We start from the raw sequence: 15648 nt of genomic DNA, 5'->3' as shown, positions 1-15648 counted from the left end.
AAAAATACTCCTGCATATTAATTAAAATTTGTAATAATTTAGATCAACTATTTTTGATACAGCTTACTTATTAGCAAAATAAATTAATCAGTGTAAATATTAAAATGGTATAGACTCCTCAATATTTTTTACAAATAGAATAGTTTGGGTTAGTTGTGTTCTTCCTTATTTCTGTCATCGTGGTGATTGTTTCTAAGATAAAACAACATATAAAGAATAATTGCGCCAATAAAGTTTAAAAGATAACCCCAACAAACAATAATAAACCATTTTATACCAAGCAATGGCAAAGCAATGGGTAATACAGTTGTAGCTATTAATAAATAAAAAATTGAAAAAAACGTTATATAATTAAGCAGTTTGTTGAAATAACAGAATTTTTTACTCATTAAAAAATGAGTGAACATAAATTTGCGTTCATTTGATTTATCTTCTTTATCAATAAAAAACAGAATGATTTTTTTAATTATTTTTAATATAAAAATAAATACAGCACCAATTAAATTGATAAATGAATAAAACAATATTGGTAAAGTAACAACCAAGCAAAATAAGAAATCAGTATCTCCTGTACAATAGATACAAAGGAACAAAAGAAATAAATGACCTAGTGCATATAAAAATAAACTAAAAAAAGTTATCGAAGTATGATCATTTTGATTCATATCACTTTGGGGAATAAATATTTGCACAATAACACGAAAAAAAACGTATAACGATATAACTATACAAACAATATTTAGAACTAAAATTAGTAAGGTACCACAAAATAACAATATTCCCTTATTAAATACTAGCAAAGCATATGGGGCTTCTAATAATATTCGAATAGCGTGCATTACTGTAAAACAAATTAGTGATAACTTCAGTAAATCATTTGAATTGAAGATTAAATAATTTTGTCTATCCCTTTCCATTTCCATTATTCCTTAATTTTATGAAGTACTTTATGCATATTACTCATTATCATTGATAATGTGTTACTTAAGTATGATTATTTACATTAAAGTAGCATACACATCTCAATAATTTTAACATTAGAATCATTGATGCCAATGTTAAAATTTAATTCACTAATCTGTAAAAAAATCACATCAGTTTATATGCCTAACCAAATTTGCCGATAACGTTGGCGTCGCTTTACTCGGCAATAATTCGCCAATATGGAAAACCCTTGCTTTTCCATTATCCATAGAAAACAGGACTTCCATTTAGCGGCGGTATTGGAGTTAATCCCTAATTGCTGATTAGCGGTTTTGAGGGTTTCACCTTGTAGCAATAAGTCAACAAAAGGCAACCACAGTTCGCAATGAGATAAATGATTTAATTGATATTTTTTGAGCGGATTAAACGTACGTCGACAGCTTCGGCAACGAAAATTAAGGCGGTGACCAATACGAACCGTCAGAGGTGATTCGCAATAATCGCAAGGCATGACGGATGTACTGAGCAAATCTTTAAGCCATGATTTAAATGCTTGGGCTTGCTGACTGACCTGGTCAGGGGTGGTTTGCTCAAGGTCTAATACCGCTTGATAAAGGTCAGGCTCATGCTGCTCCAGCAATTGCCGTATAACATTATCCCGTCTACGAGCTGCACGTGGTGATAGGTTGAACCGGACTGCAATAAAACTGTGGGGCTGAGCCGTTAAGGTGTACGGAGCAATATCAATCAGCAATGATGTAGGTTTAAGGCGCAGGCATAAAGGACTTGCTGCAACTAACTTCGGCAACTGTTGCAAAAATCGCTCTGCAGCAGGCTGTTGCTTACTCGGTAAAATTGCATGATACATCATTACGCTCCTTATAACGGTATAGACTCCTCAAAAATTTTCACAAACACTATAACCTAAAAAGTAAACTCTTGGAATTGTTTAATTAACAACTGCCCAGCCTAAACAGAATATGCTATATTATTTTTTAACTGATTTTACAAGGCGATAAGATAGATATAAAACTCACTCTTTAAGCACTTTAAACAAGATCCTGAGCAATTTTGGGCAGATGTTTTGAATGTTTGCGATAGTGAACCTTATTATAAAGAGCTTAGTGCTATAAAATATGGAATTAACCCGATAATACTAACCGCTTGTCGGTATTATCGCTTACCTATTCCAATAGATTACTTTAAATTTTTGACCAAAACTGAAACCAATTAAATATGTCCAAGCACAAAGAACTTATTGATGTAATACGAGGAATAACGAGTAGCTTTAATAGCCGGAATAATGACTTTCAAGGTTACTGGGCTTTAGGTATATTGTATCAATTTGCAAAAACAAACCATATTTTCTCATTAAAGTTCGATTTACTAAATCAGGTTATTAAACCAGACACGGCATATTTTCAACCAATCGTATCTAAATATAATTCTAAACTTTACCGCTTATTGAATGCTAAAGATATCAATTTGCAATGCTTGAAAAGCGCGATCATTGCAATCGATTTTGACCATTACACTAAACATCACGATCACATCAAATATCCAGTTGGTGCCCCCTATGTTATGATTGGCGAACTCATTGATAATCGTGGAAAAATATTTAAATCAACAATATATGGAAAATGCCAACCTCATGATCCAACTAAAGAACAACAAAGTAGTCGAATTAATAAACATTAGACTAAACTTTCGCCCTTACGCTCCACGCGCAGTGGAACAGAGAGCCAGAGGGGTTGGTTTGAACCCCTCGGTCGCCTGAACACCTGAACTTCAATATTGCACGGCTGCTTTCAAGACGAAACCCATTGCACTAACCTAAAGGAAAATCTGCAAATATCTTATCGAAGAAAATTATGGTAATTAGTAAGTTTGGTAATTTAAAGTTGATAGCAGTAAAGATTAAATAAATATCGAGGATCGCTTCTCGATAATTTTTATCCCTTCACACCCCCACTTGCCTTAATTGATGCACTATCTCGACCAATGCATTTTGCGCAGCCATAAAAGCATCAATATCTTTGTATGCCATTGGGATTTCATCAATCATATTAGCATCTTTTCGACATTCGACATGTGCCGTTGATTTGATTTGATCTTTAATGGTAAATCTGTTTCTCGTCGCTGTTGGGCTTATCACTCACTACACAATATGAAAAAAACTATCTGCTTTGACTAGTCATTGTTAAATATAGCTTTTTGCGATTTCGAGAACCAAAAAACAGAAGAGTAATGATGCCGACAGGCTGAAAAAATATTTGGTGGGCTGAGTTGGGATGAGATTCAACAGCCCCTAGAGCAAATTAGAGATCATGCATTAAAGACCAAATAATTGCTTCACCATTTGTTGATTGTATTTATCCTGACCACGCCAATAAGTGGCATATACCCAATCGTGTTTTCCCCTTGTTGGGCGCTCATAAGAAGCGGGTTGTAAAATCCCCACACAAGCCAAAATCTCAATAACGATGTTACGTTCATCTTGATTGGATTTAAAGTTAGGTAGATCCGTCAGTTTATCACTCAGTGAACCCGGATAATCATCTTGCTGACAGGATGCAATAATGGCTAATATCCCTTTTAAAATAGCTATATCATCTTTGGTCGGTTCAGAGATTGCCTGTTTAGTGAATTGCATGAGATCAAAGTAGGTATAAAGTAAATCACCATGACGAACTCCCCCCATAGTTAGTAATATTTTTCAGTGGTTCACTATTTTTTTGTAATTGAGATAGTCCTAAATTCTTGGTTAATTCATAGAGAGTTAAATAATCTGATATACAACTATATTGATTGCAAAAAGTTCTAAACTGTTTTATTAAATAAGCATCTAAATAACATTCTTTAATTTTGAGATGAAAGTTTTTTGAATTATCGATAGGATGTATAATTCCCGCCACCTCATATACTGCGATGGTCGCATAAATACACAAACCGACTAATGTATCTTGCCCTTGTGATGATAATTCATCAAAGTTAAGGTTAGCTTTTTCGAGGTCTTCGGAAATTATTTCTTTGTACAAATTTAATTGCGCTAAGAAATTTGCTTCTTCACCTGTGTTGCTATCATTAAGCTCTAAATAAATTCCACAAATATAAGTTTGGTAGTAATTAAATTTAGTTGTATTAAAAACAAAATGTAACACAGACTGTTTATATCGTTTTACTATTTTTGCTAATGATTTACTAACATATTTATCGATTAATTTATTCGAGCATTGCCAAGGTGAATATAATAACCCTTTAAACAATGTGTTGATTTCAGGGTTACTATTTTGTTTATTGGTAATTATTTCTAACAAATCAATTTGTTCTTGACTCATTGATTATTTGTTCTTTTTATTGTGTTGCGCACGTTCAATCTGAATTTTTTCAAGTAAGGATGCCGCTGAATTTTCACCCGTAATTAAATCAGGATTTTTAGCGCGCCATTGGGCGGTTAATTCACCACGAAAAGCTTTGGCTAAAATTGATTGCGGTAAATGATTCACTTTTTCTAAAGCTGTATTAACCTGTTGTTCAATTTTATCAGCATAGGCAAATAATTGTTCTATACGACGGACGATTTCGTTTTGTTCTTGGATTGAGGGTAAATTAATTTTAAGTTTATATGCATCTTCACGATTTAAGCCTGGTATAGCGGTAGACCTATTTAATTGATTTAATCCCAAAGTTTGTAATAAATAAAAAATAAATTTAAGATTACTTTTTATTTTTAATACAACATAATATGTAGTATCAATTGGCCATCCTGAACTATCAGACCAAGTAATTTCACCATAGCTTCCTTTACGACCAACAATTATAAATGGTCCGTTTACTAATTTTTGTTTATGTTTACCTATTTCACCATTTGATCCATATACAGGATAACCGTCACCACTTCGAGATTTCGCTGGTAATGATTTGCCGTATGCTAATTCTAAAACATTACCTAATATAATGTTATTAGAACGGGAATGGTAAGCACAATCTTTCGTTAACTTACCACTCACAGCATCCGATAACACTGACTGCCGAAACTGTTTGAGAAGTTCAGGAATTTGTTCAAGGTGTGATTTTGTTTCTTGTACTTCAGCTAGTAATAAATCAAGTTTTTCAGCTATGATTTTTTGTTCAAATAAAGGAGGTAGTAAAATGGATATTTTTTCAATAGTATTTCCTGATATATTTGGTTGTGCTCCTCCATAAGATGCTTTAAGAATTTTATCTTTGATAAATAGAATTAAATAGTTTCTGAATAAATGATTTCCAAATTTTTCTGATAACAGTTTAATATTACCTACCCGTTGATTTTGATAGGCGATCTTCATACCTTTATATACACCAATTTTTCCTGTTGTCGCACCTGACATAGCTATTAATAAATCACCATTTTCTATATCAAACCCATCAACTTTATTTATTACATGAACTGCATTTGAATCTGAAGCATATTCCCCATCAATGTCAGATATTCTTATAACAGGATGTGAATCTTCAGATGATTCAACATAATCTTTACTTTTGAATGAAAAACCATTTTTAATATATAAATAGCGACCAATTATTGTATACAGCCATCCTTCCGGTAAAAGAATATCGCTCATTATTCAGTTTCTCCCAAAGCACTCAACAAACTCTCCAACTTATCCAAAGCAACTATTAACTCATCTTTAGCTTGCTTGGCGAGTATGGCTGGTTCTGGGAGTTTGGTTGCATCCACACTATTTTTATCTTTTAACCAACTGATATCGAGTGAATCCTGTTTTGTGTCAGCAATCCAATCGCGGCTAAAACAGCGCCATCTTGATTGCGCTAGTTGATCATTAACGTCTAAGTTTTCTTGACTGGCTGACGAGTCAGCTTCGATATCATCTGAACTGAATGACCATTCACCTTCCTGTCTTGGGCTGGTACCGTCGGGATTGATACCATAAACAGTTTCAAATGGTTGTAAATATTGCTCAGTAAATGGTGTACGTTTACCAAAGCTAGGCATGTTGGTACGTAAATCATAAACCCAAACATTTTGCGTACAGTTTTCTTGTTGTAGTTTGTCTGTTACTGAGCCCTTAGTAAAAAATAGCACATTGGTTTTTACACCTTGGGCATAAAAAATACCGGTCGGTAAGCGTAGTATTGTATGTAAATTACATTTATTCATTAAATCGCGTCGAATATCAGTCCCTTTACCCGCTTCAAACAATACATTATCAGGCAATACCACGGCAGCGCGACCACCGGGTTTCAAATTGCGGTAAATATGTTGTAAAAAAGCTAATTGCTTGTTGGTAGTTTCATAAGTTAAATCATCACGAGTAATACTGGCATCGCCACCTTTACTGGTACCAAACGGCGGATTAGCGAGGATTATATCTGCAGGCTCTAGGTTTTGCCCAACTTGACCAAGTGAATTGCCTAATAAAATTGCACCATCATTACCGCCTTCTATACCGTGTAATAAACAATTCATTAAGGCAAGTCGACGAGTATTTGGTACTAATTCAACACCAATAAACGCTTCGTTTTTTTGAAAATCAGCATCTTTAGCATCAAGATCATAATAATCGTTGGTTTGTTGCCGTAAATACTGATCTGCTGCGACAAGAAATCCTGCCGTTCCGGCAGCAGGATCTTGGATGATATGTTTTATTTGTGGTTTAATACACCTCACCATACAATTAATCAGTGGTCTTGGCGTAAAATACTGACCAGCACCGGATTTTGTTTCATTGGCATTTTTTTCTAATAATCCTTCATAAAGATCACCCAGCCCATCCTTTTGAATACTAAACCAATCAATTTGATCTAATGTTTTGATCAGTTGTTCCAAATGGCGCGGTTCTCGTAATCGAGTTTGTGCATCGTCATAAATGGCGCTTATTAATGGGTCATTATGTATTGTCACTTCAATGTATTTTTCTGGATTTTTAGGATCGATTTCTTGACGCTTACCTGTTGATAAGGCTAATAGCATAGCTTTATAATCATTTAATAAGGTAATACCTGATTTATCATTGAGATTAGTCCAACGACAACCAACAGGTAAAGGATGTTTTTGCAAAATCCCTGCTTCGGTATTTTCATGTACCATTTTAATAAATAATAAAAGTACTAATTCAGTTACATAATCTGAATAGTTAATACCATCATCACGCAATACATCACATAAATTCCACAGTTTTTGTACAATATTGTTATTACTCATTTTTTATCCCAAGTTTATACTCGAATACTTAATAGGCAAGACTAGTATTTTCATCGCCATTATGAATTAGAGTAAATGTATAGTTTAGCAACTTCAAGTAACTTTGCTATATTATGCGGTAAGTGCTGGCCAAATAGCCTCGCTTAATTCATCTAATACCGTATCAAGTTGATTGCCCAATATTTTATCAAGCTGCTTTACGCCACCACTATCAGTAAAGCGTTGATTAATAAATTCCTTATCAATGACGACTTCAAAGATGACTTGTTTGGCTAAACGATCTAGCCAATTGCGTTGAGCCGGTGTCCAACTATGGCTTTGGTAGATTTGTTGCATGGCTTGTTTAACACGTTGTTCAAAAGGAATTAATGGTTCGCCCAAAGCAGCACGTCGAATATAACCAATAATACTCGCTGCAATATCTTGATTAGTTTGATTGCGTACGGCAGTGCGTAAATTAGCTTCCGAATAACCTGCACCATCCAATAACAGTTTAACTTCTTTCAATTGCGCACGGGTTAAATCACGTGGGCGGTTAACAACCACAGACAACGCAGCACTTTCATTTAATTGATTATGTATGAAATGATTAAAACTGTCTAAATAATCCTCGGGTTTTTGGTGAGAACCATAACTTTGCGAGCGTTCACGAAGATGATCTTCATGTTGAGAAATGAGTGGTAAACGTTCACTACCTAGCAATCGATTGACTTCGTTTAATTGATTAATTAACCCATGATGTTGTTTGATAAAATTAGCAGCAGATTCAGGACCAATTTCATGTAAATAGTTATGTAATTTTTTGGGTTCAACATCCCATAAGGTTTGTAATTCATCTAACTTTTGTCTTAATTCAGGCTTATTTTCCGCTTTTTGCTCTGCCTTACGCAAGATTCGCATTACTTTTTGATTTAATTGATTTAAAATTACATCAGCATAAGTTTCCCCCGCCATATCGCCTGGTGTTTGTAATGCTTTAGCTAATAATTTAGGATCACTTAGTTCATCAATTAATTGTTGAAGGGTGATATTAGAATCTTTAACTAACGGTTGCATGGTATTAACGTCTTTTAGTGCGGCATAAATATCAACAGGATCATATATTCGAAATACCGTTTTACCTATGCTATCACATCGTCTTGTTGCACGACCAATCATTTGTTCATATAAGATACGGGATTTGACTCGGCGCATGAAGACTAAATTACAAATTTTAGGCACATCAATACCGGTTGTTAATAAATCAACAGTGATAGCTATATTTGGATGGCGTTCATTTTTATATTGTTTGATTAATTGATCAACTTTATCACTCTGCCCGGTAATCTTAGCGACAGCAGCTTGATTATATTCACCATTATAGAGATTCTTAAATGCATCATCTAATAAGCGTTTAACCATATCTGCATGCAGATCGGTAGCACAGAAGATTAATGTTTTTTCTTCACCAAACGGATCGAGTTCATTTACCAATTGTTCGCAAATTACTCGGTTAAAGTTTTCATTTATAACCCGACGATTAAACGCGTCGACTTCAAAATTAAGCTCATCTTCTAATTCAGCAGTTTCAACTTCACCGGTTTGCGTATTGATGGCGCTGACTTTTTCACCTTTGGTAAACGTAATACCATTTTGTGTTAATAAAGTTTGGTAACGTATTGGCGGTTCGTGATCAATTAACCAGTCATCGGCAACAGCTTCTCGATATGAATAAATATAAACAGGCTTACCAAAAATATCACTAGTATGTTTTGCTGGTGTTGCCGTTAGCGCAATTTTTACCGCATCAAAATAATCTAATACTCGACGATAACTTGATAAATATTGCGTGGTGTCACGTATTGTCATCTCACCTTCTGTCATCTCTTGATCTAATGTATAACCACGGTGCGCCTCGTCAATTATAATACAATCAAACTGATCGATTAAAGGTGGATTATCACTCATAAAAATGCGTTTAACCATTGCTTGCACGGTTGCCACTTGTATTCGTGTTTCAGCTTCAGTAGCCATAGAACCAAGCTCGGCTAAGTTATAAATTTTAGATAAAGTGAGATTTTGTTCTAACGGGGCTTCATTAAAAGAATCTATTGCTTGATTTCCTAGAGCGGTACGATCAACTAAAAATAGAATTCGTTTAAATCGTTCAGTTTTTAAAAAGCGGTATATCAAACCTATAATTGTTCGAGTTTTACCTGTTCCTGTTGCCATAGCAAGTAAAGCGGTTCGTATCCCCTTGGAAAGGGCATTTTCGGTAGCAACAATTGCTTTTTCTTGATAATCCCTTAATTGCAAATAGGCAAATGGTTCTTGCTGAAGTTGTTGCTCAGCGTTTTCTCGGCTACGATTAAGTAGATCTAAGAGTCCTTGTGGTGAATGAAAGGATAATAAAGGACGCTTTAAATTGGCGCCATCACGAACATCACGAAACCATGTTCCTGACTGTTCAGCTAATTGCTTAATGTATGGACGACCATTACAAGAATAAACAAAAGGAATTTTGTAGTGGCAATCTGATTCATCAGGCCAAGCAATCGTTCTTTTTTCAAGTTCCCATGCACCAATCAATGGTGGTAATACTTGGAAGCCTTTACTATAACGTTCAGCTTGACCAATTTTTCCAGAAACATTTTTATTCTTTTTCTTAGCTTCAACAACTGCAATTGGTGTTAATCCCGCAAATAAAACATAATCAGCCCATCCTTTTTCGCCTTTATGTTCTGTCGGCCATTCGGCAATGGCTAAATATTTATTTTTTTCTGGGCGAGTACCCTTTTTATAATTTAAGTGTTCGGTGTCAGCTTGCCAACCCGCTTCAATAAGCTGCATATCAATTAAAATTCGTGTGAGCTCTTCGCTTAATTCTATTTGTTGACTTGCTTTCTTAGCTTTCTTACTCATTGTATTACGAGATGCTTTTTGAGCTTTTATATCTTGTTGAGCAAGTGCTTGTTGTAAATCCTTAATCTTTATTTCATATTCTTTCTGTTGTTTGAGTATCATTGCCTCATTTTCTTGGGCCTGTTGAGATAAGGATCGCGCCTCTTCATCCATTTTTAATGCTAACGTTTCAAATTCAGTCTTTTCTTTAGCGAGTAATTCATTAAATTGTTGACTTGAATTGAGTTCAATATTGGCTTGTTCTAGTTCTATTTTAAGTTTACTGATTTCTGACTGTAAACTGCGCAGATGCTCGCTCGGGTCAACAAGTGGTTTAAAAGGTCCTGGTTTAAATTGCACACCAGCTTGACTAAAAGATTGGTGAAACCATATCGCTAATTTGTAAGCAACTAAAAGTCCATCTTTTGCTTCTTTGTGCTTGGTTTTAAATTGATGAGTAGCTTTATTCCCTTCAATACGTAAAGTATGAAAAAGATTACGGATAATGGGGTCTAATTTGAGTTCATTACTAATCTTATACAACAAATCAGACTGCGAAGTGCGTTCATTAAATTCAATACCAGCCTTGGCAGCAATATGTTGTGCCATTGCTTCAGCCAATTGCCGTAATTTCATTAATGTGGTATTAGGATCACTACTAAATGCTCGCTCTGCTGTACACGCTAATTCGACAAATAGTGGATCGTGTTCAGCGAGAAAACCAAAATTCGATTGCTCTTTAATTATTATCATTAAGCACTATCTCCATTGACGTTATATCCCTTTCTCTTTTTTATTATCGCAAATTTTGTCTAATTTTATAGCTATTTTTATTTTTTGACGTACAAAATAATCTTTCGGAATATCTAATCAATATCGATTAGACCGCTTGTTGCAAACCGATACCCAGCAGTTAACCTAGCACTTAATAACTTATCTTTTATATAAAAACTTTCATAAAACAGCCTATTAGAAAATTAGGAAGAACATTTAATATTTTGAATATTTAGATAAGTACGACAAAGACAATTAACTATAATTAATTGTTTATATTTAATAAATTTTTTAGGTGGCATTGGAGTTAAATGAAAATCTATCATCTTATGCGAAATATTGTTGACTAAATATTTAAGTGATCGTGTAGTTGATCAACATCAACATATAAATATGCTGAATAAATATGATATTGCCAAAACTTAGTATTCGTTCTCGTGATAATAGTCAGAGAAAGTTGAATCACATTCATCAATTAATCTCGATAAATGTGATTACAGTTGCAGCGAATCATTGCGGTGATTTTTTGATTTCGGTAAATACTTTAAATCTTAATATAATTAAAAAAGCAGCGCCGGCAATTAAACACAGCCAAATTACCCAATTAAGCACAGTACTTTTATTGTTTTGAAGTAAAAGCCAAACTAAAGATGGTAGTAAAATGCCTAAAACAAAATTACCTCAAACATTATCAATACCCAGCCACTAAACCATCCCCTCTCGGGTCGGTTGCGCCCATTAGTAGATGATGATTTGCATCGATAAGAATGGCACCGGCATGCCCCATGGTATCGGTGTAATCATCAACAATTTGCACATCATGTCCACGTAATTTGAGGGAATGAATCACATCGTTAGGTATGCGTCCCTCCACTTTAAGATTATTGGATGATGCACCCCATGTGCGGCCATGTAACCATCTTGGTGCATTAATGGCATCTTGAGGTGTCATGCCAAAATCAACAATTCGTGTCACAATTGCCGCTTGCGTTTGTGGTTGTCCTTCTCCGCCCATGGTGCCATAAACCAGATAAGGTTTATTATCTTTTAAAAGCATGGCTGGATTTAACGTATGAAAGGTGCGTTTATTTGGCTCTAAACGATTAATATGGTTAGGATCTAACGAGAAAAAACTACCACGATTTTGCAATAAAATTCCTGTATCTTTAGCAACAATGCCAGAACCAAAATCATGATAAATACTTTGAATAATAGATACCGCATTTCCTTCTGCATCAACAACACCAAACCAAACGGTATCACCTTTAGGATCTAATGGCTTTATTTCTACACGAGCCTTTTGCATATCAATCTGTTTTGCTTGTTGCTGACCATGTTGGGTAGATAATAAGAGATCAAGCGGAATCTGATTAAAATCGGGATCAGTAAGGTATTTATCTCGATCAGCAAATGCTTGTTTTGTTGCTTCAATTATTAAATGGTAATAATCCGCACTGCCTTCCCCCAAAGATTTTATATCAAAATTATTGAGTATATTTAGAATCTCTAACGATGCCATACCTTGTGTATTGGGTGGTAGATTATAGGCAGTATATTGTCGATAATTAACATGGATCGGGGCTACCCATGTAGCACGATGCTTAGCAAAATCATCTAAAGTCAATACACCACCATGGCTTTGCAGATCGTTGACAATATTTTTAGCAATATCACCCTGATAAAATTCCTTAGCGCCTTTATTTGCAATAATTTTTAATGTGTTAGCTAAATCGGGTTGTTTAAGAATTTCGCCAATTTGGTAAGCTTGTCCATTGTTTTTTAAGAATACTTTTTTAAACTCCGAAAAACGCTGTAACTCCCGAAACTCTTTGTCTTTTGGATCAATATTAACCGTAGACCAATAATTTAGGCTAGGTGAAACCGAAAATCCATTTTCGGCATAATCAATTGCTGATGCAAATAGCGTGTGCCATGGTAGTGCATTATTCATATTTTTAGAGGCATATTGGTACGCTTCATCCCAACCGGAAACCACCCCTGGAACGGTATTGGCTGCCAGATAACCTCGCGACGGAATTTTATGGAAACCTTGATTTTTATAATAGTCTATCGTGGCCAAACTACCAGAACGACCGCTGGCATTTAGCCCTTTTAGTTCTTTGGTTTTAGCGTTGTAGATTAACCAAAAGTTATCGCCACCTATGGTATTCATTTGAGGATAAACTACAGCAAGCGTTGAGGCTACGGCAATCGCTGCATCAACCGCATTGCCTCCTTTACGTAATATATCAATTCCAGCTTGAGTCGCTAAATAATTGGGGGACGTCACCATGACATTGGTCGTTATCGGGTTAAGACAACGCGAAGGGGTATCACAGTACTTCCCTGTATTGGATAGCGGTATATCAGCAGCGCCAGATAAATGACTAATAAGCAATAAACTTATTAATATTGGGTATCTTTTCCTCATTTTAGAAGTTCCTCAATTGTTAACTGTAACATTTTGAGGAATGCATTTTCTATGCCAAGAATAAACTATTTAAATTTTGCAGCTAAAATGATTATGACCAAACGATAATACCGATCTGAATTGCCTTATAATGCAAGCGGTGTTCCGCGATACTGCAAATACGGCTGTTTAATCCATTGTTGAGCATCAATAATCGCCAGCTCTCGAGCATTTTGTTGTTTGGTGATATCGAGCACGTGATTGGCGGCATTGGCGGCCAGTTCAAAGGCGGTTAATTGGGATTGTCCATTGACTAAATGCGCAGTAAACAGACTACAAATTAAATCGCCCACGCCTAATGGACGGTGTGGAAAATCATATAATGGTCGAGCCAGATGATAGCTTTGTGATGGTGTGGCTAAAATCATTTCAAATAATTCAGTCGTTTTACCGGCATGCAGCAGATTTTTAACCAATATGGCTTGAATCGGCTTATTTTGCAGTGTTTTTATCGCGTTAAGCACATCGTTAAACGTTTTGATTTCCAGATTCGATAATATCTGTAACTCCAATAAATTTGGCGTGATATAGTCAGCATATTTGATTGCTTGCTTAGTGAAGAAATCAATAATATTTTGTGGCAAGGAACTGCCTTTATTGATGTCGCCCCCCATAACCGGATCGCAAACATAAATCGCATTATGATTATAAAATTTTATCTTTTTTACGGCCTCAAGGATCTCTTCACCTTGTTCGGCAAGTCCAATATAGCCCGAAATAATGGCGTCAATAGATGACAATACGCCAATTTTTTCTAAACTATTGACGATTCGAGTGATTTGCTGAGCGCCCAGCACAATGCCGTCATAATGTGGATAAACCGTATTACTCGATAACTGAACGGTGTGTATTGGCATCACTTCGACACCTTGTAATTGCATCGCTAGCGTCGCCACTTTATTACCGGCATAACCATAAACAACATTGGACTGAATTGATAAAACGGTTTTCATATATTGACCTTATTATTCATCATAATAACGATATTTGCTTAACAAGTAGATGCAGATAATGGATATCAGTGCTAAACCGCAATAAAACAAGGCTAAGGGTAACCAAAAACTTTTGAAGGTATAAATAACATAACCACCTATCATTGGAATTAAGCTACCAAAAATAGCCGCACATCCTTGATAACTCATTGATAACCCAGTATAGCGCATTCTGGCAGGGAAAATACGGCTCAAATACCCAGCTATCACACCATAAAAGCCGCTGTAACAAATCACATTTAGCGAAATCCCAATAATAAAACTGGTTTTTGTGCCTGAATTTATAATCGGGAATAACAAGAATACCGATGCCATTGCCAACATTGATGTACAAATCAAAAAGCGTGTTGCCGAGAATTTTTCTGACCAATAAGAGATAAACGGTTGAGCAACAAAATGGACAATAGCGATCCAAAACAGTGCATCAACTATCACTGATTTTTCGACACCAAGTACCAAAGTAGTATAACCAATCATTAAGGTATTGGAAAAGATACCGCTAAATGACAGCACATTAGCACCAATCGCTAATATTAATAATGGCAATGCTTTTTTAAATACTTCAATAATCGGTGCTGACTCTTGCTTTAAGTCTGCTTGTTTTTTAGATGCTTCAACAAAAACCGGCGATTCGGTTAACGTCACTCTAGCAATAATGCCAATAATTAACAAAATAGCACTGGCTAAAAAAGGAATACGCCAATAACCACTATCAATCAGTTCATTAACAGGTAAACGAATAATATAAGAAAAAACCAGTAATGCTAAAATATTGCCGGCAGGGCTTCCCCACTGAGCAAAGGATGAAAAGAAATTTTTCAATCCTTTCGGCGCATGTTCATTTGTCATCAACACGGCACCACCCCACTCACCACCAACAGCGACACCTTGTAATATTCGCAACGCAACCAATAACGTTGGTGCCAAAATACCTGCTTGTTGATAAGACGGTAATAACCCAACAAAAGTGGTCGCCGTCCCCATTAAAAGCAAAGTGATAATAAGTGATTTTTTACGCCCTAAACGGTCACCAATATGCCCAAATAACATAGCACCTAAAGGACGGGATAAAAAACCTACTGCAAAGGTAGCAAATGCCCCTAAAATTTGTACAAACTCGTTATCAGACGGAAAAAATAGCTGACCAAAAATCAATACCGATGCTAACGCATAGATATAAAAATCATACCATTCAATAGTAGTACCAATAAAAGCAGCAAAAGCCACTTTTTTTGCAGATGAATTTGACATAAGTAAACCTTGGGTAGAGGAATGTATGACCAATAATGAATAATAAAACTAGCACAAAGCTATCAACATCACAATTCGTTATCTGAAAAGAGATTAAAAATTATATATAGAAATTTAATAATATTTCTATTTTACTAAATACGTTCAACTTG

Annotated in this window: 11 protein-coding genes and 1 pseudogene; 1 reads left to right on the top strand and 11 read right to left on the bottom strand. The window is 35.3% G+C overall.

Going from position 1 to position 15648, the window contains the following annotated elements; all coding sequences use genetic code 11:
- Nucleotides 1–149 precede the first annotated feature (149 nt).
- Nucleotides 150–692: a hypothetical protein gene (locus GYM76_RS10740; RefSeq protein WP_220225454.1), complete on the bottom strand. Its 543-nt coding sequence runs from the start codon at nt 690–692 to the stop codon at nt 150–152.
- A gap of 407 nt (nt 693–1099) precedes the next feature.
- Nucleotides 1100–1795: a hypothetical protein gene (locus GYM76_RS10735; protein WP_220225453.1), complete on the bottom strand. Its 696-nt coding sequence runs from the start codon at nt 1793–1795 to the stop codon at nt 1100–1102.
- Nucleotides 1796–2160: 365 nt separating this feature from the next.
- On the opposite strand from GYM76_RS10735, the gene GYM76_RS10730 reads away from it, so the two are divergent.
- Nucleotides 2161–2622: a hypothetical protein gene (locus tag GYM76_RS10730; protein WP_220225452.1), complete on the top strand. Its 462-nt coding sequence runs from the start codon at nt 2161–2163 to the stop codon at nt 2620–2622.
- 262 nt (nt 2623–2884) lie between these two features.
- On the opposite strand, the pseudogene GYM76_RS11045 reads toward GYM76_RS10730, so the two are convergent.
- The 9 genes and pseudogenes from GYM76_RS11045 to GYM76_RS10685 all read right to left on the bottom strand — a co-directional run.
- A pseudogene (locus GYM76_RS11045) lies at nt 2885–3076 on the bottom strand (RtcB family protein); the annotation flags it as partial.
- 180 nt (nt 3077–3256) lie between these two features.
- On the bottom strand, nt 3257–3625 hold the full coding sequence (locus tag GYM76_RS10720) for a hypothetical protein (protein ID WP_220225451.1): 369 nt from the start codon (nt 3623–3625) through the stop codon (nt 3257–3259).
- Nucleotides 3603–4262, bottom strand: a complete 660-nt coding sequence (locus GYM76_RS10715) for a hypothetical protein (protein WP_220225450.1) — start codon at nt 4260–4262, stop codon at nt 3603–3605. Before GYM76_RS10715 ends, GYM76_RS10720 begins: the two co-directional genes overlap by 23 nt.
- A gap of 3 nt (nt 4263–4265) precedes the next feature.
- A complete protein-coding gene (locus tag GYM76_RS10710) occupies nt 4266–5528 on the bottom strand; it encodes a restriction endonuclease subunit S (RefSeq protein WP_220225449.1) in 1263 nt (420 codons plus the stop codon).
- Nucleotides 5528–7129 (bottom strand): N-6 DNA methylase, encoded by a 1602-nt coding sequence (locus tag GYM76_RS10705; protein ID WP_220225448.1) that lies wholly within the window; start codon nt 7127–7129, stop codon nt 5528–5530. Before GYM76_RS10705 ends, GYM76_RS10710 begins: the two co-directional genes overlap by 1 nt.
- A gap of 111 nt (nt 7130–7240) precedes the next feature.
- Nucleotides 7241–10762: a type I restriction-modification system endonuclease gene (gene hsdR, locus GYM76_RS10700; protein ID WP_220225447.1), complete on the bottom strand. Its 3522-nt coding sequence runs from the start codon at nt 10760–10762 to the stop codon at nt 7241–7243.
- A 712-nt stretch (nt 10763–11474) separates the two neighbouring features.
- Entirely contained in the window at nt 11475–13214 is a 1740-nt protein-coding gene (gene ggt, locus GYM76_RS10695) for a gamma-glutamyltransferase (RefSeq protein WP_255561353.1), read from the bottom strand.
- 125 nt (nt 13215–13339) lie between these two features.
- Nucleotides 13340–14206, bottom strand: a complete 867-nt coding sequence (gene pdxY / locus GYM76_RS10690; RefSeq protein ID WP_220225446.1) for a pyridoxal kinase PdxY — start codon at nt 14204–14206, stop codon at nt 13340–13342.
- Nucleotides 14207–14218: 12 nt separating this feature from the next.
- A complete protein-coding gene (locus GYM76_RS10685) occupies nt 14219–15496 on the bottom strand; it encodes an MFS transporter (RefSeq protein WP_220225445.1) in 1278 nt (425 codons plus the stop codon).
- Nucleotides 15497–15648 lie beyond the last annotated feature (152 nt).

The sequence above is a fragment of the Gilliamella sp. ESL0443 genome, assembly GCF_019469165.1.
GTDB lineage: Bacteria > Pseudomonadota > Gammaproteobacteria > Enterobacterales > Orbaceae > Gilliamella > Gilliamella apicola_E.
Note: the sequence above shows the minus strand (reverse complement) of the source record. Positions and strands in the feature narration are given on the sequence as shown.

What these genes read in the sequence shown, in the direction of transcription:
- GYM76_RS10705 (WP_220225448.1), bottom strand. Translation starts at nt 7,129, where the DNA reads ATGAGTAATAACAATATTGTACAAAAACTGTGGAATTTATGTGATGTA.
- GYM76_RS10735 (WP_220225453.1), bottom strand. Translation starts at nt 1,795, where the DNA reads ATGATGTATCATGCAATTTTACCGAGTAAGCAACAGCCTGCTGCAGAG.
- GYM76_RS10730 (WP_220225452.1), top strand. Translation starts at nt 2,161, where the DNA reads ATGTCCAAGCACAAAGAACTTATTGATGTAATACGAGGAATAACGAGT.
- GYM76_RS10720 (WP_220225451.1), bottom strand. Translation starts at nt 3,625, where the DNA reads ATGGGGGGAGTTCGTCATGGTGATTTACTTTATACCTACTTTGATCTC.
- GYM76_RS10715 (WP_220225450.1), bottom strand. Translation starts at nt 4,262, where the DNA reads ATGAGTCAAGAACAAATTGATTTGTTAGAAATAATTACCAATAAACAA.
- pdxY (WP_220225446.1), bottom strand. Translation starts at nt 14,206, where the DNA reads ATGAAAACCGTTTTATCAATTCAGTCCAATGTTGTTTATGGTTATGCC.
- hsdR (WP_220225447.1), bottom strand. Translation starts at nt 10,762, where the DNA reads ATGATAATAATTAAAGAGCAATCGAATTTTGGTTTTCTCGCTGAACAC.
- GYM76_RS10710 (WP_220225449.1), bottom strand. Translation starts at nt 5,528, where the DNA reads ATGAGCGATATTCTTTTACCGGAAGGATGGCTGTATACAATAATTGGT.
- ggt (WP_255561353.1), bottom strand. Translation starts at nt 13,214, where the DNA reads ATGAGGAAAAGATACCCAATATTAATAAGTTTATTGCTTATTAGTCAT.
- GYM76_RS10685 (WP_220225445.1), bottom strand. Translation starts at nt 15,496, where the DNA reads ATGTCAAATTCATCTGCAAAAAAAGTGGCTTTTGCTGCTTTTATTGGT.